This is a genomic window from Sporosarcina sp. FSL K6-5500 (assembly GCF_038005665.1).
GTDB classification, from domain to species: domain Bacteria; phylum Bacillota; class Bacilli; order Bacillales_A; family Planococcaceae; genus Sporosarcina; species Sporosarcina psychrophila.
Genome location: NZ_JBBOTP010000001.1, coordinates 2,553,392 through 2,573,540, shown reverse-complemented (window position 1 = coordinate 2,573,540; position 20,149 = coordinate 2,553,392). Strand labels below are relative to the sequence as shown.

The following is a 20,149-nucleotide window of genomic DNA, read 5'->3' as shown; positions in this document are numbered from 1 at the left end:
GACTTCACCAACAACAGGTATAAGCCCTGCTAAATCTAATCCAAACTATAAAGAATCAAGTAATTTGTTTTCTTTGGGTTTGTCGACTTTAACGGTCTCTTCTTCCCTATAGTCAACTTTGGAAACAACTTCATAGAAAACTGTTTGGCCTACAACATACTCTTTAATGAGTAAACCATTTTCATACATATGGTATTTTATATTTTCATCCAGATTCTCTTCCACAGTGTTCACTTTTTTCCCTTCAAGGGTTTGAAAAGTCGCTGGAGTAATCATCGTACCAATCAGCTGTTGATGTTCCTTTACCCATAAGTCATTTGGATTTAAGTACACTTTTGGGAACAGTTCTGTTCTAATTTCACTTCTAAATGTCAGAACATTCCATTGGCTCGGCACGAAGCTGATGTCCTTTACTCCTGCTTGGAACAGTCCCTCCATATCCGTAAGCCACGTGTTCATCGTCTGCAAATCTTGTTCAATGGGATGTAGTGTAGTAGTCTGAGTTGCATCAAATTCATACAGTTGTGAGTTGGTATCATCACGTTTTCTCTTAGAACGAATGACTCCCTCCTGCACTCCGCTATCATCTAAGTGGGGCAGTCCGACAATATCACTCACCTGATCCATGATACTGTTTGCCTCATCCGTCAAACTATCCGTGAGATGACCAATAAGCGTAAGGCCCTGTTCTAGCTCTCCCTCAAGGAATTGTTCTACTATGTACCCAGATGAATCAGGTTCGAGTGAATGAAGTGCTGCCTCCATCTGCTGAAGCACTTGTTTGAACTGTTCGGAAAACAACTGAAAAAAATGAAGAAATGGTAAATGACATTCCTGGTAAAAGGAACGGATGGCATTACCCCCGGCTCCTTTAAATTGTTCCTCCATCTGCACTAGACCCTCCACTGCATGGTGGATCGCTTCCATCTCACCGCTTAACCTGTCTAACATAGTAATGTTGCGCTGCAGCCCTTCTTGAAATAAATCTACGTCCAATATTTTCATAGGCATTGCCTCATCAAGCGTTTAAAAAAGATGGAGTTATTGTTCATATCTATTCAAAGCGGATTCACGCGATCATTAATGGAACAAACAAGTTTGTGTGAACTTTCATGATTGAATGAGTGACTTGTCCCGTAAGCGTCAAATAGGCGCTTACATACTTATTGTACTCGTTTGATTGAATTTCAAGAAGAACTGTCTTCAATAATCGGGCTAAATTGTGGTATAATTCGGATAAATTTGAATGAAGGGGATGAGTTTTTCTATGTTATGGATTTCTACACAAGATAAGCACAGTTTGATAAATGTAAAAGAAGTTACTGTAAACGGGAAAAAAATAAAAGGTTTTGTTAGCGGTTCGTCTTTAGACGAATGGAGTAAAGATTTAGGGAAGTATGAATCAAATGAAAGAGCATTAGAAGTTCTTAATGAAATATTTAAGAAAATCGAGGAAATCAATGGTATTTCTGCGACATACGCTATGCCTAAAAAGTAAGTTTCAACTTGTTCGATAAATAGGCTCTTTTCTAGAATGAGGTACTGCACCGAATTAGTAATAGAGTCATTTTGTTGAATAACGCAGGAGTTTCTCAAAAACGTGCACGATAACGAAATAAATTTGTGCAGTAATAGGACCATTTAATGGAGAATGTATGTTATATTTCACGAAAAATATTTCCAATACTCAAAAAGGGGTGTGTATGTTGAATAAATATCAAGAACGTACGGTTTACATTTCAATTGTAGCACTTGCTTTTTTCTTAGTATTATCTTTAATTACACATAATTGGGGATTCTTTTTATGGAGTATATTGCCTGTTTTTATAGTTTTGATGTCTACATTTTTCACCAATAGGGACAAGAAAGAAAATAGGTGAGGAACATACTTATTCAATCATCGGGTGCTATTGTTGAAAATGATAAGCCTTAGTTTTGTCTGCCTGTGCATCACTAACTAAGGGAAAACCGCAAACAACACAAAAAAAGAGTAGCCAAAGCTCCCCTTTCAAAAAAGTATTTAGCCAACAATCGCGCTCATTTGCTTTATTTAATCTACTTAAAGTAATTGTTCCTATGAAAAATATTCTAACCAGAAGATGAATCCAAATAAGGTAACAAAAGTTAAGGTAAGCTGGATTAGTGTTACCTGAAAGTCTTTTCTGTTATCCGAAAATCTCCATTCTATATATGCTTGAACACCTATTTGAGTTAGAATGAAAAACCAAAATACTATATATGTTATAAAGGGCTGACTAGTAAAAAGGGGTGCACCAGTTATTAATAAAATCACAAAAACTATACGGAGTGTCCAATCGACTTTTTTATGAAATTCATTTATATGATTATATGAAAACCATTTCTTATTACTTGCACCCATTCTATAACGAAAAACAGCTGGAATAACGCCAACCAGTAAAATAGCAACTGATAGTATTTTAATAAGTTCTACCCAAAACCCGGGTGGCATTCCAGGGTACCCCATTTAAAATCATCTCCATTCTAAATTCCTTCCACATCTACCACTAACTATATTATTACAACGTACACAGGCAGCACTTACTCAATATGCCAATGGTTCAGGAATAATTGCAAGGGGAATAGCCCCGTACCGCCTACCCCAATATATGAACTTGCTAAAACCACATTTATAGGGGTTAAACGGGTGTCACAAAGTGCTATTATCGCTATAAAATGTTACTTTTATTTTCTATTAGATAACTCTTTCCCCTCCCATAAATTCAGCTTTTTAATATGTATCCTTTTCAGAATCTTTATACTCTGTAATAAGAAATCCAACTTTAGATGTTTGATGGTTTCGACCTTTAAAGTCTCTTCCATCAATACCATAGGCTGACCATCCTTCTTTCCCAATGTAAAAAGTCAGTATGTTCTTGTATCCGAACTTTTTAGCTACTTGATCTTCACTGATGAATTTTAACTTGTTTTGAGTTAGAAACTTACAGATTCTCTCTTGTGAATTATCCATTTTTACTCATCCTCTCATTTTTAAATGAAATGTTCTTTTATTGTTTGGTGGGAAAAGAGTTGCGGATTGACTCCTCTTCTACAAGAGTACCAGTTGCCCACTAGCGTTGCATAGCAGTAAAATAACGTAAAAAATGATTGGGATTAGAAATAAAGTTAAATTAATACGAAAAAAAGGGCTCCTCCTGTAAAATGAAACTGTCGACTAATCAGTTATCTATTCTACAGAAAGGAGCTTTCTTATGATATGTGTAGACGAAAACTTAATCTTTCGTCAATATTTATCTCTATTGCCAGTTAACATTTTGGCTTGTCCATTGATGTAAAGTTTTGTCTGCCTGTGCATCACACAATTCGAATTAATTCTGAATCGTGTCTGAATTTAACAGTGCACAGGCAGCACTCACTGAATTTGTGAGCATATTCATCAAAATCCAGATTTTTATAAGGGAAGAATCCTTGATAGATTATTTATAACTCGCTTGTATAAACATTTATACGAGACGCTCCAAGTAAGCTTTAAAAATGAAGCACTTTCAACCTTTACAGCATTCGGAACAATCGGGTACTTAACGATATGGATTGATGAAGATTTCCATACATCCGTTGAAGACACGGCAGCAGGCTTAACAAGCATTAGTAAAATGGCGTATCGAGTGAATGGTATATAAGATTTTGTCGCATTTCAAAACGGGAAACAAAACGAGTGCCAGGTACCGCAAAATTTCCAAAACAAAAAACGACCACATCAAAAGATGAAATCGTCTTTGTTATATATGTTGTTGCCATAATGATGCCACACATCGCTTAAACGTTGCTGTGACATCAAATATGTAGACAGCGGGAGTCGAACCTGCCTCTAAAGACTTACATATTTAAATAAATATACTTGCAAATGTTGACTATCCACTACGCTAAAATCAAATCGCATTTTTTAAAAACTGTCATAAAAGTTTCTTGCACAGATATGCAATATTCAAAAAAGAAATGCATGGCTAAACCAGCATATCCGCATCCTATCCATTTGCCTATCTTACTTTTTATCGATCTTCCTATTAAACTTTTGCCAAAACCTTTTTTTCCCTTTATGATCATCAAGAAAAGCCCAAATAGAGAATGCACTCACAGCAATCAAACCAATATAAACAGACAATTCCCAGTATGTAAATAACAGAAGGTAATCCCATATAGAATTCCCTCGAACAAACACATCATACGGATCGGCATTTCGATAGCTAATTGGTAGTTTGTCTCCTATGCCATATTGCCGATAGGTGTGTCGCGTTACGTCTTTGGCCATTTCAAAAGTTCTGCCCGTATGATCTTTATAAGAGATGGTTAAATCCCGAATTGAGTCTTCGTATTTCCTATAAGTCGTATACTCGAATCGGTCAACGATTGTAGCTTCCGTTTTTGTCTTTCCGAATGGCTGCACTGTTCGAATCAGGTTCACTACAAAACTTTTGGCAATGAAAAGAAAAATTGCAATGACAATACCTGCATTTCTCCAAGCCCTTTGTCTCGAATCTACTTTTTTCTTTCGTTTCTTTTTCCTCATTCTTTTCCTTTTTTTAAATCGCTCAGAAGATATCTTCTCTTCTAAGCGCTCCAATGCAGGAATGGATAAGAAAAAGGCCACGAGTAAACAGAAAGCTATATACGCAAAAACAAAAATAGCAATAAAGTAATAGAGGCCATCAATGAGTATATCGCGCAGTGTCGAAAAGGTTGTAGCACCTGTCAAATAACCATTAATCGTATCGCCAATTTCAATGTTCTCTATCTGACTTTTGGAAACACGGTTGCGATATTTAATCTCTTCTCCGCCGGCAAGTTCGACCCAAACAAAATAGGTAGGAGGGGTGAATAACCCTTTGCTTGCTGTTTTTTCAATGACTGTCGCTTCCGCTGATCGAATTGAAGCTAAATCGTACTCATCCAGATAAGAATCGATCATTACCCAAGTGAAAAGGCTGAAAAATAAGCCTAAAACTAGAAGCCCAACTAATTCTTTGATGTTTGTCATAATTTCCTCCATAACCATCCTTCCACCACCATATCAAACAGACGTTAAAATACAAGCATAAATAAACTACCAGCAAATGCTCTGATGGCAGGTCTACTTAAAATTCACCGTAGGGTTATTTCAAAACTTCTGCACTATAGAATCATCCTTTACAAGAAGTTCTACTTCTTTAGTGTCATGACCATAACCGTCTAGAATGATATTCAGAGAATAGTTACGATTCACTATTGAAGTAGCACCCTCACTTGCATGTTGAATGATTTCTTCATCTTTTAGTTCGTTCATTTCTTCAATTGTTAGCGTTGTGTAGCCAGAGTATGTTGTTAGATCTTGATTCGCTATGAACCAAACTGGATACTTTTCAAAACCCTTACTTAACAGTATAAATTCATTTTCTCCAGCTTCATTTACTTTTGTAGTGTCTGTTTTCGTTGTATTTTCAGTGCTTCACGTCTCCGCCTCCACAAGCTGTTAAAAACAACGTAGTAGTAATAACCATCAATAGCGCGAACCTTCTTTTCTTTAAATACATTTCACGCCCTCCATTTTTCAACAAGCTAAGCTTCATAACTCGTTACATAAAACACATTAATTAATGCCCCGAAGCCTTCATACCCATTATGTCAGAGTTGCCCCATTCAACTTTGTCACCCAGTTTATTATTAACAAATTAACGTGCCACAAAATGTGTTTCTTTTCCTAAGCAATAAAAATAGGGATATTGCACAGGAGTTTACCTCCCGTTCAATATCCCTACTCTCTAAAACCGTTAATACGACTACATTATCAGCCATATCTCTATGGAGACGGCGGGAGTCGAACCAACCGTCTCGTAAAACGCTATAATACCAGTGTTTTCAAGGGTTTATAGCTACTATTGTAAATGTATGACTACGCTTTTGACTACGTTTAATAAATAAATGCGTTGCGGGGGCAAAAATTATAGATTTCAACTTTGCAATTCTTCAAGTATATTCTTCTCAACCTAAAAGAGAGAATATTTTTAGTTTATCATCATCCCACATCGATAAAGACAGTCGTTTATTTAAATAATTTTATAAGTTATTATTCATCATTGATTGAAGTAAAATCGATATCTTTTATAAATCTGGATGGTACTTTACTATACCCATGCAAACTTTTTGACATCAAGAAATAACATATTGACTTAGCTCTTGTCAACGAAACAAAAAATATTCTTTTTTCCTCTTCGATATCAGATTCTTTTACTTTATAAAATGGAAATGTGCCTTCTTCCATAGCAGGCATAATAACAACTTCATATTCCAACCCTTTAGAACTGTGCATAGTAAGTAATGATACAGTATCGCCTTGAACACCTAAATTCGAAAATTTTTCAATATCCATTTTATCTTTATTCTCTTTTATATAATATACAAAATCCCTTAAATCTTTAGCATCATCTATATGTCTTGAAGAATTTATAATGTTTTCTTTTATATTTAGTTTAATATAGATAAATTTTATCCAATTCATAAAATCTGCTATTTTCTCTTTAGAACTTACTAAGGATAAGTATAAGAACACTCTTTCTTTATTAAATGTATTATTCGGTGGGGTTGTATCATATTTAATAGAAATCCATTCATTTAATAGATCTTTAAAGTAAATTTTACGGTTATTTAAAATCCAAGCAGCACAGTCCTCTAAAAACTTAATAAAATTGCCTCTGTTAAAGTCAAATACCATCACATAATGTGGAATACCATTTTGTTCAAGAATTTTTTGACATTCCAATACTTTATTTTTTGCTCTAATAAGAATTGCAATCTTGCTGTATTCTATGCCATTTTTTATACAAGTAGGAATTATTTCATTCGCAATATATTGATATTGAGCAATATGATTCCCTTTAAGTTTTATAAGGTTAATTTCCGGCTCTTTTTCCATCGTTTTTTTAGCATTGAAGAACCCAACAGGTAAGTTCATAGTATTTGACGATATATCTAGTATTTTTTGATGGCTTCTATAATTATTTTTTAATTCTACACTTTCCAATTTATCTATCTTTTCGAGTTCTAATAAATATGTAGGTTTAGCCCCATTAAACCCATAGATAGTTTGGTTTGGATCACCTACAACAACTATTTTTATATTTGTTTTTTTTATCAATGTTAAAACCATCTCGTGAAGAGGTTTTCCTAAGTCTTGATATTCGTCTATCAATATATAAGGAAACTTTGCTTCTAAACATTTCCTGAGATAGGGTTCTTCTTGTATCATATTTGTAGCTATTTTTACCATTGAAATAAAATCAACCATATTGTTATCTAAAAGCTTCGCTTCATAAGCTGTTGCAACTTGTAATGCAATATCAAAAATTTCAACAGTTACTTGGCTTTCGCCTTCTATCATATAGTTTCTTTCTCTATCGACCTCTGTAACACTCAACAAATCTGGGCGAATTGATAAATTGTTTTTAATTTCTTCAATCCAATTTTTTTTATCTTCCTTAGAAATAATTTTAAAATCTTTGCTTATACCATAATCAAATAACTTTATATATGGTTTTAATATTTTTGATAAACAAAAAGAGTGAATAGTACCTATGAAAAAGTTATTTTCATCATAATCGATTAACTTATTTACACGTTCTTTAATTTCCTTAGTCGCTTCATTGCTGAAAGTTATGCAGGCAACTTTTCTAGGAAACTTTACTTTTTCCTTTAGTAACTTAGCCATCTTTAAAGTTAAAACGTTAGTTTTACCGCTTCCTGGTCCTGCTTTAATAACAATTGATTTGTCAGAGTTATAAGCTATTTTTTGTTCTAAATCATTTTCTAGCATTTTTAGTTTTTTTAAGTAGATACCATTCACCTTAATCACCTGATATTTTTGAAATTAGATTTTTTAAACCGTTCTCAATATACGATGGAACCAGCATGTTGGGGTATGTAGATAGCCTTTGGGCATATCTTCCTTTACCCACTTTATTTTGGCTACTTTCGATTTTCCTTAAACAACTATAGAAATCTCCAGATTTGTATTCTTTTTCGAAATTTTTCTTCTGTTGTATTCCTCCTATTGTTAATTCATTAAATGTTTTGCAAATAAAACTGGAGGCATTAGCATCTGTAGAATTTTTAATCATTAAATCAATTTCTAAAGTATAATCACTAAAATAATAACCTTCCCTATTAAATTCATCTTCTGTATAATCTTCTTCTAATTTAAATATCTTCAATTCTTGCAATGTAGTTAGAGCTAATTCTAAACCTAAAAATCCATGATTCTCATGACTTTTTTTATGTAATTCGTGATATACCCGTTCAGTTTTGGTCTTTCCATCATCTTCAACTTCTATTTCATAAAAATAATCACCATCTGTAAAAATTATATAAGGTATATCAAGTTCTTTAAGCAGTACAATAAAAGGTTTAAAATTTGTAGAATTAATATTACAGCATAGAATTCCATAAAAATCTAAATCTATTCCCAAATTTAAAGCTAATCTTGGTACCAAGTACTCTTCTGCTATTCCTTCGACTAAAATTACACCTTTTCCGAAATATAATTCACTTCTTTTTACATCCATATATCTTTCTAAATCTAACTCTTCTTTTTCACTTAAATTAATATTTTTAGTAGAATTTATAGCTACTGAATCCTTTTCAAATCTTAAATGGACAATAGAGTTAATTGGAGATACAGAAGTTATATCAGTAGAATGAGTTGTTAGAATAATAGACATTGGCTTACGCATAACATCTCTAAAAATACATCTTTGTAGAATTGGATGTAAATGCGCCTCAGGTTCTTCAATCACTAGAATTGTGTGACTCTTATCAGCATCATAATAATTACTAAAGAATTTATATAAATCAAGAGAGATTTCTTTTTTTTGAGATAATTTATAATATCTTTCACCTTGCACTTCATAATACTCATCTAGGAGATTTTCTGAATCTATTTCTTTTAATTTATCTAATTCTTCCTTAAAAATTAAAGTAGGAACAGTTTTATCCTCTAAGGAAAGTAACACTAATGATATATAGAGAATATTTGTAACACCTAAACTTACTTCTGAGGTAGGACGTTGTTTACTAGCGCCAATCATTAACTTTAAAGTATTTAAAATTTTATCAGGATTAATATCAACAGTTTCTAAAGAAATATTAGAATATGAAGTTTGATTACCAACAATTTTTATAATATTATTATTAACTTTCCCTTTTAAGTCTAGTAACTCTTCAAAACTCAAAATAGCATTACCTTCTACTTTCATATTTTGAGCTATCTCTTTTAGTAACTCTTTATCAAAATCGTATTGTTTAAGCAATTGATTTAGAGGTGATTTTCTGGAATTTTTAAAATCACTATTTGCATCCCTTAATCCATTAATAACTTTTAAATTCAACATTTTACGATGTTGATGAGTGAAGGCAAAACTCTTGTCGTCGCCCAAATAGATTATATAACCATATTCTTTCTCACTAATCGGTGAAAACTCATATGTAATTTTTATAGTTGGTGGATCTGTGTTAATAGTTGCATCACAAAATGTCGCTAAAAGTGCTGTGTTATGTTCAAAACCCTGAATCTCTATAGAAATTTCTATTACTTCTTTATTCTCAAATGGATTTTCTATTATATCATTGAAATCCGTTTCCTCTAAATACCTATCAGAGTCAGATAAACTAGGATCTAATATTAGTTGTAAAGCTCTCACAAAATTTGTCTTTCCAATATTATTCTCTCCCAGAATTACTTGTTTATTAGTTAATTCAGCTTCTTCATTTATGAAGTTTCTAAAATTTTTAATAATAACTTTTGATATGAATGGATATTTTATCATTTCTTTTCCCAAAATATTTCACCTCTTCAATAATCTTAGCATAATAGATACATAATATCCTAAATAAGTTAACAAAGATCAATATACAAAAAAACAAATTCAACATCCAAAATTCATTTATTCATAGTCGGTGGTTGTCAAGATAGTTGTCGGATATTACTCTTTTCCTTGATTAGCTATTTAGTTGATTTCAATTCGTTTTCAAACCGTTCTTTTCTTGCCTAACTATTAAAAGTAGAGAATTTATATGTAATACAAGTGTCGTTTACTGGCTTTGAGATATACATGAGATTGCTATTTTCTACAATTAATATTTTTATAATATAAAATACAAATTGCACTCTCTTTTAAAAGAACTCTTTTGATCTACCTCTTTTGCAATGACATTACATCTTTTTTTCAAAGGCTTGTTTTACCATTTTCAAGTATTTTAGTTTAATGACTGGATTTTCAGTATGTTCTTTATTACCTTCAATATCGTTTGTATTCACCTTACAAAGAACCACATCTGAAGATAAATATCCTGACAGGAGCGTTTTCAATGTATTCATCAGAATTAAATTATCGGGCAGTTCCTTTTAACTAAAGCTATTCATATCAGGATCTGTTTATGGAAGTTCACCATCCTTCACAATCCCCAAGAACGGAATAATTGTTTTATATCATCAAAGCCCATTTTGTTGATATATCGATCAAAATTCAATCTTGTAACGAACCGCATGGAAACCACTTGCCAATACGACCATCGCTTTCATTTTTGATTGCTAGGTTTTTAATTAATTCAAATTGCAATGAGAACCTGGCACTCTTCACGTTTGTATTACATTTATTCCACCTCATCTTTTTCTTCGAATACAGTATAGGCCAACTACAGCTTCGCAGTTGGCCTATAACTATTTAGATTTTGTTTATTTACTTCAAAGCGACTTCATCTCAACTCATCCCCAAAAGGTACAATAACCTCATTCAATACACTTATCCATTCACGCTTCATCTCAGGTCCATATTTCAATGGTTTGGCACCTGGATTTACAGCTTTGTATTTATCGAATTCCTTGCTGTCGAGTATTCCTCTGATATTAGGGATGGTTTCTGATCCAACCACATATTGAATTGCAGACAAGTGCAGTTCGCTCTCTTTTACAAACCAAGTATTCGATAACTCTTCTATGCTGTTATCATAAGCTTTAGTGAAGTAGCGTCGCTTCACGGCAAGAATATCTTCATCGGCATCTACTTCCTTAGTATCAATGGCGTTTAGAATATCGTTATAGACATTCTTCACAACATCTGATTTATTAAGTTTTTGAAGGGCTTTTTCGATTTCATCACGGATATCCTGATTATTGGCTGCGTATGTTTCCAATAGTCGGTCGATATACGTCGAGTCGATATCATAAATCTTAATCGCATTTTCCCCAAAGAATTCGATTCCTGAAAAGTCTGGTTCAGGTCCATCTGGTCCTACTGGTTCAGTTTCATCTATTAATGAACCTTTCACCGTGTGGTATACGCCGATGTATTCCTCTAACCTTTTCACCTGTTCTCGAAGTACTGTAGATTTTTCCATGTCGTCGTTGTAATCATCATAGGTAACCAATGCTTCATAGGCATTATTCAACTCTTGGAAGGCCTTTATAAACTCAATACGCTCTTCGATAGGCGAATGTTCATCAATGTCCGTTGGATTGGACACTGACGTTGAAAATACCTTGTGAGCCTTCTTGAAGCGTTTCTTCGATTCATCGTAGGATGGGTACACCAGATTGTTTTCTTCTTGTGCTTCGGAATATAACTTCGTTGCCACTTTCACATTATGTTCCATTGTCGCAGGTTTTCGGAAGGTGACAATCAATCCTTTCGTCTTTCCTGGATAGGTACGATTGGTTCGAGAAAAGGCTTGAATCAGATTCGCATAACTTAGATTGCGGTCCACGAATAGTGTCTGGACAGTTGGCGCATCGAATCCTGTCAATAGTCGGTCTACAACAATGACCAGGTCCACTTGTTTCCCAAGCATTTTGAACTCCGCTCGCTTACGTGCTAGGCGATTGTTGATATCGCCATTATATCGGTCAATATCCTCTATCGACCAGGCAGTGTCATAGTAATCGTTGTAGTCCTTGATGATTTCTTTCATTTCATCTTGGGTTTGCTTGGAATCTTCTTCGTTTTCTTGTAATGAATAGGTAATAGCAACTCGTGGAAATTCAGTATCTTCAATGGTCCGTCCTTTTCGAATAGGATGTCCGATGAATTCATTCGTCAACCATTCGGGATCTTTGGTCATCTTCTTGATGGCTTGATAGTATCGTTTCGCCATATCAATGGAACTCGTTGTTAAGATCGCAGACTTTTGTGGACGCCCATTTTGGAAATCAAATTTTATATAGGCGTTGTCTGGACGAAATATCTTACGGAGGACCTTTTGAATATGGTCATCACTTTCAAAAGACGATGATTCAATATAGGCTTCCTTATCTATCCAATCCATTTTATCGATCGTATCATTAAGTTCATTATCGCTTTGATCCTCGGATTTTCCCTTTGGACGCATTTGATTAAAAATGTAGTTGTTCAGTGATGTGGGGTCAATCGTATCTTCATGCTCTACCTGAAACCCTAAAACAGCCCCATCATCCAAAGCATTCTTGATGGTATAGGTGTGCAAGACTTCTCCGTATTGGTCATGTGTCGTACGAGCTAGACGACCCTTCGCTTGTTTTTTATTGTCTTCAAATATCGGAGTACCTGTAAATCCGAACCATGTAGAGTTAGGGAAGAACTGCTTGATCGCTTCCATCCCTTCTGCGCTTAACGCTCGGTGGCATTCATCAACGACAAAGACAATATGCTGACTCATGAGCTTTTTGAAACGCTGCGTACCTTTTTGTTCCTCTTGTTTCTCCGCATACCGTAGCGCTGCTTCCAACTTTTGACGTGTAGTAATAATCACGGTATTAGAATTAGCACTTGATAGCAGCGTGTCACTTAACTCTTTGGAACTTCCGGTACCGATAATCAAACTGTTCGACTTCGCATTACCAGAAGAAATACCTGTATTGAATTCGGAAGCAAATTTAGTGAATTCATTTGTTGTTTGGTTGTCCAAGTCTTTGCGATCAATGAGCATGACGGTACGGTCCACGCCCGGCTTGCGAGCAAGTAGCTTTGTGGACACAAAGCTCGTTAACGTTTTTCCTGAACCAGTAGCATGCCAAACATAGCCTGATTCGTGTTTCATAGCAGAGGTAAATAAAGCTTCAATCGCATGAATTTGATAAGAATGTAGCACCATTAGGGCTTTATTGTCCTGATCCTCGCTGACGATTGTATAATTCGCTATCAATCGATGGGCATCAGGTATATTTAAGACTTGTTTTACAAATTCATAGAGGTTGTCTACTTTTCGATTGTCTGTTGTGCGCCAACTAAAGACCAATTTCTTATGCATATCTTTCGGCATCGCATTGGCAAAATAGCGAGTCGTCTGCTCATTGGAAATGACAAACAACTGAAGGGTGGAAAAGATATTATTCCTGAACATCCCTTCTTCCGCATATTTTTTTATTTGATTATACGCTTGAAAGACTCCATCTTTAGAGCTGACCTGTTTTAATTCAATTTGAACAATGGGCAACCCATTGATTAAAAGCGTCACGTCAAATCGGCGATCACGACCGTCAGCATCTACTTTTTGTTTCGCAATCTGATGAACCACTTCATATGTAGAGATGCCACCCCCAATATCTTGATTGGAATACAAAACTAAAGACATAGAACCCAGTGATACAACTTCACGTTCTATCGTGATACGTGCAATACCATTCTCCCCTTTGAGCCATCGAGCAGCATCAAAAGGGGTCTTCGTTTTCGACAGCAATTCGATTTTGATCGTGTCGAATTCTTTATCGGTCAAAGGGTGTTCCCCAATTTCCGATAAGTTATTTTGCGTAATTTTTAACCGTAAGTTTTTCCATAGGTCAGCTTCCGACTTTAGATCGGAACGATAATTCCACTGGTTATGCCCTTCTCCTAAAACTTGAATCAAGCGACGTTCGACTTCCGCCTCATCGTTATGCTGTATCTTTGTCATGGTTTGTCCTCCTTTCTATCAGTTTAGACAAACATCTTTTGTAGGAAAGCTTTTTTGGTTTCTTGCAAGACATCTAATTCTTGGCGATGTAGAGCAATCGTATCATCGAGATGTTTAAAGAAATTACCGATTTTAGCTTGCTCATTTATTGAAGGTATAGGAATAGGGACGTCTTTTAATTGTTTAATAGGTAATTGTTTAAGTGCGGTACCTGTAGTTCTTGATAACAATTCTTTTTGTCCTATATTTCCAAGTAAGTATTGACTCAAAAATCCACCGAGTAATTCTTTCTTATCAGTCCTAATAATCCCTAATTGGGAGTTGATATTCCACCCAAAATTTTCTTTTTTGACATACCCCAAAACTCCTACAGATCCACGAACAGCAATAACAATATCATCAAACTCTAAGTGTCCTGATGTTAATTCTCTATGTTTTTCTTTTGTGATGTAATTAGAATTTGATACATCAAGAAAACCATTTTTCAGATCACTTCCACGTAAAAATGGAACACCATTAGAGGAATCACTCTTATCTTTTTCTGATGGGTAAGCTTCACCATAATTTCCGTCAGTAAAGAATGTATCTGTATTTCCTAACTTACGCTTTGCCCAATCTTCAGTAAATCCTGGAAAACGAATCTCTGGCACAGACTCTTCTTCTTTTGGAAACATTTTTTGCAAGAAGCCTTGCTTTGTTTGTTGGAGGGTGATTAGTTCTTGTTCTTGAAGAGCGATAATATCATCTAGGTTTTTGAGAAAATCACCGATTTGATTTTGTTCTTTAATTTTCGGAATATTAATATCGATCCCCATGAATTCATCATAATTAATATTCAGTAATCCATCCATTCTTGCACCTGAGGAAACTAATTTAGCAAGTTCCCGATCAGGTATTTTAGTTGCAAACATATATTCAATAAAAGTAGCGGAAGCTTCAATGGTGGTTTTGAAACTATGATAAATTCTCGGTACAAGTGCTTCTTCATAGGTTGTTAATTCAAATACCACTCCGTATTTTGCAAGTTTTGAGTTCCCGTGATTATAAGACAGGTGCCCTTTTGATAGAAGTGTATAATTTTTTTGTTCTTTACCCGCAATATTCCCAGAGAAACGATCACGCTGATCTAGCCAACCTACACTCGCTGAAATTGTAAGCGTTGGCAAGTCCATTCTACCGTCGTTTCCACGAACTCTAATAGATATATCACTCAACTTACGCTGTTCCCAGTCTTGAGCAAACCCTCCAAATCTAATTTCTGGCATAAGGTTATTTTGCACGATTAAACACCTCTAATGCACCTTTAACCCACTCGGCATTTTCTTTATCGAATTCTAGCGAAGAAACCATGTCGTATATTTTAGATTCTAGTTCTGCTTTTTCTTTTCTAATATCTTTGATAGTTGAACTAATTGAAGCCATATCTATAGGATCTTCTTCTTCAAAGGTATCTACATATCTAGGTATATTCAAATTAAATTCATTCTCTTTGATCTCATCAAATGTAGCAACGTGTGCATATCCCTCAACACTTTCTCGTTTGCTGTACGTTTCGACAACCTTATCAATATTTTCTTCAGAAAGCTTATTTTGGTTCTTCCCCTTTATAAACTCGTTACTTGCATCAATAAATAACACATCACGAGTAGTACGGTTTTTCTTTAAGATGATGACGGTTGTTGGAATCGATGTCCCATAGAATAGATTCGCTGGCATACCAATAACAGTATCTATACTGCCATCTTCTAATAACTTCTTACGAATGACACCTTCTGAAGCGCCGCGGAATAAGACACCATGAGGTAGAACGATTGCCATTGTTCCTGAATCTTTCAAGTGATAAAGTCCGTGCAATAGAAAAGCAAAGTCTGCTTTTGATTTTGGTGCCAACCTACCGTACCGGTTGAAACGAGAGTCATCTAAGAACGTATCGTCCGAAGACCATTTTGCTGAATATGGTGGATTCATCAGAACGGAATCAAAGGTGTAGGGTTCATCTGTCGGCCAATCTTTGTTCAATGTATCTCCATTGCTTAAACGCATATCTTCTTTATCAACACCATGCAAGATCAAGTTCATCTTCGCTAAATTATAGGTCGTAGTATTTAATTCTTGTCCGTGGTATTTCACACTCTCCGGATGATTGATATAGTTTCGGATATTCAACATCAAAGAGCCTGAACCCATGGTCGGGTCATATACGCTAAACAGCTTTTTGTCCTCTTGACCTATTGCGGCAATACGAGCCACCATGACAGATACCTCATGAGGAGTATAGAATTCTCCAGCTTTCTTACCAGCTTCTGAAGCAAATTGGCTGATTAAGAACTCATAAGCATCCCCAATCACATCACCACCGTGTCCTAGTAGATTGATTGGATTTAGCTTCTTTATCACTTCTGTAATCGTAATATTTCGTTGTTGGGCATCTGATCCGAGTTTCTTTGATGTCAAGTCTACATCATCAAACAGGCCGTTGAATTGATCGTATTTCGTTGATAGATCGATGAATGCCTTATTCAGATCATTCAACTGAAACGTATTTTGTTTCGCTTGATCAGTTAATACGTTGAACAGATAATCCGGTTCGATATCGTAGCCCAGTGTATCGACCAACGTTTCAATCAGGTCATTCTTTACATCTTCATCCGCTAATAATTCTATATACAGTTGAGTTTGTTTTTCTGCTATATCGTATTCTTCCGGAGACTCATCTGCAATTTCAACTACTTTTTCCAGTAATCGGTCAGACAAATACTTATAGAAAATTAAGCCTAATAAGTAGTTTTTGTATTCTGATGCATCCATTTTGCTTCGCAAGTTGTCTGCCGCACTAAATAATATTGAGTTCAATTCAGCCATGTTTTGTTCCTCACTTTTCTGTTGTTAGTCTAAATTCGATATTAACCTTTTTATCATCTAACCTTTTAGTGGACCTAACAATACACTTGCCTTCAATTTTTTCATTCTTACCATCTTCTATTATATTGTAGTAGCTTGAAGAAAGGGTCCACTTGTTCTTATGATACCATATCTAAAATATGTCACTGTAATAGTAAAAGAAAAAGCCCCTACAAAGTGAGGAGCTTGCTACTTTATATCTTGATAGCGATATAGTGGCCCTTCCTACCTTGGAATGAGGTTATAGGGAGGGTATTTTTGTGTATATGGAGCAGTTTGTCAGTGGAATAAATTTCTTTGTCTTATCCTAAAGTATTCCTCTCAAACACTTACTTTTTTATTGAGCTTTCTACCTCTGAAATAAATCAAAGTTATAACCTTTTTGCTCAGCTATTCTAATTAGTGTTTCCCTTTGATTATGGAAGGTTTCCTCAGCTCCTCCTTTTTTCCTTTCTAGACTTTCTCGCATAAAGTGCTATCTTTAATTCTATAGCATTTTGATTTCTCCTCCTTATTTGCTCTAAGCATCAGTCTTTAAAATACTCACTACTAAAATTAGATAGGTTTTTAAAACTGTGACATGATGTCACAGTTATTCATTTAAGAAGAATGAACTGTGTTTTACTGACAATTTGGACCGTTCCCAGATAGCATTATTCAATGAGAATTAAGGTTTTAAATTATCTTAGGAGTGATAAAGGCATGTATTTAAATTTAGTAACCAATCTCGATCAAATAAAACAAAACCTAAAACAATACAACCATGAACTACAAAATGGCGAGATGACACTTCGTACAAATGGTGTTCAGCAATGGTATTACATGATGGAACTAGATCTTTTTGGACCAAGTCGATATATTGGCTATGAAGGTGTAACGATTCATAAGCACAGCCAAGCATTTGAATTACATGGTGGTAAAACAACGAGCGCACTAAACAAATGGTTCCAATTATGTGATGATCCAGAATTACTTTTGAAAATCACTGATAAACTATTGGACCATCTTTCCCAATTAGATATGGATGTGCGTCGTAACAAGGAAGAGCAACCTGTATTTAAGTTAAATTTACTAAAAGAAGATATTCCGAAACTAAAAAAACTTTATTTAACTGAAAAAATTATAGTCGATGATAGTAGCTGTCACACTTGTCATAAACCTTTCTATAAAGAACCATTTTTCGCACACAATGATCGAGGGCCATTTTGCTCTCGAAAATGTTTGCCCATTGATATGCATGGTGAATACAAGGCGATTGACTATGTAACTTACGTCGAAAAATATCGAGAGTTTGTTGAACTCTATAACGAAATCGAAAATATAGATGGGCAAAGAGATTTACATAATGAACTTGATATAATTAAAATTTCAATGGAAGAATACGTAGAGCAAGAACCTGAATCGGACTATATTTTATTTATCCAGCGTTTAAATGTAAAGTTTATAGAGTTACAACGAAATACGCATGATTTTTATATTGATGAAACTCACCTAGATAGACAAAAGGCTATCCATATTAACTGGGCTACATTTGGTGATGACGAATTTATCGAAGAGCAGCTCACGCATTTAATTGATTATTTACATGAGCAATTATCTGATCAGTCGGTAGAATATAAATTACTTGGTTGCTCAAAGCTACTTGTGGATTTTGCTACAACAAATACGGTTTATTTCACTAGTGGAGACGTCTCACTAGAAACAGATAACATATTAGAAAAAGTTTATACTCACGTCCATGAATTTTTAGATGATTATGATTTAGGTTATGATATATCTGCATATATACAAAATTCACTCGTTGCAGTTTGTCCAAAATGCGGTTCATATGAATTAATAGATCATTTTTCAAAAGATGAAGAAGATATATTTTGCTGTCAACATTGTTAACCCAGTGAAACCGCTGTATTACCCTTGCTTTCGGATAGAACTTTCCTATTATAATGATGAAAACTAAAAAACTTCCTAATGAGTATCACGTAATTCTCATTAGGAAGTTTTATAATTTACAACACTAGTTCTTTATATACCCTGATTTACATTCCGCATTTTCCCATAACCACTACTAAGCTATCTTCGATTCGATGACAATCTACAAAAAACACCTTCACTTGCACACCATCGCCACTGTTAAAACAGATTTCCTCATTCCCCTTAAATTCATCGTTAATCGGATAAAGAAGCCATATCTCATTGGTACCGTATTTCTTCGCATAAGCATACATTTGATACATATCTGCCTGTGAAATACCGTAATTACTGTTTGGCGCATTTTTCAATAACTTCCACTTCGTATCAATAATGATCATTCGTCCATCTATTTTATTTCTTAAAACAATATCCGGCCTTAATGCAAACTGTTTCTCGAATAAATGATACTTTCGATCTTGCAAAGAAATCGACCATTCCTTTTGTGAAATCATTCGTCTCAAATTCCGCCCAACATAATCCTCAAATACTCGATCCATTGGAAATAAAAGTGCTTGCACAAATGAAATACCAGCGAACGTCGTGAAACTTTGATTGCGTAAAAAAACCTTAGACCAATTTATTACATTCTCATAGTCCTTTGAATTCCGATCGATTTTTACTTGAGCGAAGTCCTTTTCAACATTAGGCGATGGCTCAACTAATTCAAAATTCGCTAGTAGTTTCCGTAATTCTTTCACATTTTCGGCGCTCTCAGATTCTTTTGTCAGCTTTACTAGTGTTGATTTAATCAATCGATTTTCTGGTCGGTTCAATCCAAACTCATCATACTGTACATAGAACCGTTCCTTATGCACCAAATTATGTTTAATTTGCTGTGAGAAATTCATCTTCCCTTTAAACACTTTGAGATTATCTTCCACTCCATAATAAGCCGATTTCAATCCCCGTTTAACAAGATGCTGCACTTCCTGGATATACAATCGAATAAATATCTCAAATATCGGCATTTTTTCTGTATTTAAGTTTGATTCATTAAACGTTTTGCTTGGAAAATCCTTTAGTGTCTTTAACATTTTTAAGAATGTCTTTTTCGAATCATCCTGTGTTCCCCCGTGAATTTTCGGGAGTATTTGCAGCTGTACACCATTATTTAGCTGCAGCACACCAACATAGTTTTTAGCACGAATTATTTTACCGACATTTCTTTTTGATGAGATTGTCAAAAAATCAATTGCATCCGCTTCGTTTGATTCGTTGAAGGTTAATATTAGGTTTTCTAATTGACTAAACGAAGCCTTGTCTAAATAGACTGCCCCCGTCTCTTTACTCATTTCTTTATTGCTTATGATGACATCATATTCCTTTAATTCTACTAATCTTTTCTTCATAT

Annotated in this window: 14 protein-coding genes; 3 read left to right on the top strand and 11 right to left on the bottom strand. The window is 34.7% G+C overall.

Annotated elements, in window-relative coordinates:
• Positions 1-45 precede the first annotated feature (45 nt).
• Complete coding sequence (locus MKX62_RS12285; protein WP_340741536.1) at positions 46-1,005, bottom strand: ribonuclease YeeF family protein; 960 nt, start codon at positions 1,003-1,005, stop codon at positions 46-48.
• A 262-nt stretch (positions 1,006-1,267) separates the two neighbouring features.
• On the opposite strand from MKX62_RS12285, the gene MKX62_RS12280 reads away from it, so the two are divergent.
• Complete coding sequence (locus MKX62_RS12280) at positions 1,268-1,498, top strand: hypothetical protein (protein ID WP_187046715.1); 231 nt, start codon at positions 1,268-1,270, stop codon at positions 1,496-1,498.
• A 576-nt stretch (positions 1,499-2,074) separates the two neighbouring features.
• Here MKX62_RS12280 and MKX62_RS12275 read toward each other — a convergent pair.
• Together MKX62_RS12275 and MKX62_RS12270 are read right to left on the bottom strand one after the other, a co-directional pair.
• Positions 2,075-2,470 carry a DUF4181 domain-containing protein gene (locus MKX62_RS12275; RefSeq protein WP_340741535.1) on the bottom strand — a complete coding sequence of 132 codons (396 nt, stop codon included), beginning with the start codon at positions 2,468-2,470 and terminating at the stop codon, positions 2,075-2,077.
• Positions 2,471-2,749: 279 nt separating this feature from the next.
• Entirely contained in the window at positions 2,750-2,989 is a 240-nt protein-coding gene (locus MKX62_RS12270; RefSeq protein ID WP_338653502.1) for a hypothetical protein, read from the bottom strand.
• A gap of 481 nt (positions 2,990-3,470) precedes the next feature.
• Between MKX62_RS12270 and MKX62_RS12265 the strand changes: the two genes are divergently transcribed.
• On the top strand, positions 3,471-3,659 hold the full coding sequence (locus MKX62_RS12265; RefSeq protein ID WP_187046693.1) for a hypothetical protein: 189 nt from the start codon (positions 3,471-3,473) through the stop codon (positions 3,657-3,659).
• A 362-nt stretch (positions 3,660-4,021) separates the two neighbouring features.
• On the opposite strand, the gene MKX62_RS12260 is transcribed toward MKX62_RS12265, so the two are convergent.
• The 7 genes from MKX62_RS12260 to MKX62_RS12230 form a co-directional block, all read right to left on the bottom strand.
• On the bottom strand, positions 4,022-5,014 hold the full coding sequence (locus tag MKX62_RS12260; RefSeq protein WP_340741534.1) for a DUF3592 domain-containing protein: 993 nt from the start codon (positions 5,012-5,014) through the stop codon (positions 4,022-4,024).
• 120 nt (positions 5,015-5,134) lie between these two features.
• Positions 5,135-5,299: a hypothetical protein gene (locus MKX62_RS12255; protein ID WP_156475956.1), complete on the bottom strand. Its 165-nt coding sequence runs from the start codon at positions 5,297-5,299 to the stop codon at positions 5,135-5,137.
• Positions 5,300-6,079: 780 nt separating this feature from the next.
• On the bottom strand, positions 6,080-7,852 hold the full coding sequence (locus tag MKX62_RS12250; RefSeq protein WP_340741533.1) for an ATP-dependent helicase: 1,773 nt from the start codon (positions 7,850-7,852) through the stop codon (positions 6,080-6,082).
• Between the two features lies 1 nt (position 7,853).
• Positions 7,854-9,842: an ATP-dependent nuclease gene (locus tag MKX62_RS12245; RefSeq protein WP_340741532.1), complete on the bottom strand. Its 1,989-nt coding sequence runs from the start codon at positions 9,840-9,842 to the stop codon at positions 7,854-7,856.
• A 916-nt stretch (positions 9,843-10,758) separates the two neighbouring features.
• Entirely contained in the window at positions 10,759-13,926 is a 3,168-nt protein-coding gene (locus MKX62_RS12240) for a type I restriction endonuclease subunit R (RefSeq protein WP_340741531.1), read from the bottom strand.
• Between the two features lie 23 nt (positions 13,927-13,949).
• A complete protein-coding gene (locus MKX62_RS12235) occupies positions 13,950-15,206 on the bottom strand; it encodes a restriction endonuclease subunit S (protein ID WP_340741530.1) in 1,257 nt (418 codons plus the stop codon).
• Entirely contained in the window at positions 15,196-16,788 is a 1,593-nt protein-coding gene (locus MKX62_RS12230; protein ID WP_340741529.1) for a type I restriction-modification system subunit M, read from the bottom strand. Before MKX62_RS12230 ends, MKX62_RS12235 begins: the two co-directional genes overlap by 11 nt.
• A gap of 741 nt (positions 16,789-17,529) precedes the next feature.
• Between MKX62_RS12230 and MKX62_RS12225 the strand changes: the two genes are divergently transcribed.
• On the top strand, positions 17,530-18,717 hold the full coding sequence (locus MKX62_RS12225) for a hypothetical protein (RefSeq protein ID WP_340741528.1): 1,188 nt from the start codon (positions 17,530-17,532) through the stop codon (positions 18,715-18,717).
• 146 nt (positions 18,718-18,863) lie between these two features.
• Here the strand turns inward: MKX62_RS12225 and MKX62_RS12220 are convergent, their stop codons facing one another.
• A complete protein-coding gene (locus MKX62_RS12220; protein WP_340741527.1) occupies positions 18,864-20,147 on the bottom strand; it encodes an McrC family protein in 1,284 nt (427 codons plus the stop codon).
• Between the last annotated feature and the right edge of the window lie 2 nt (positions 20,148-20,149).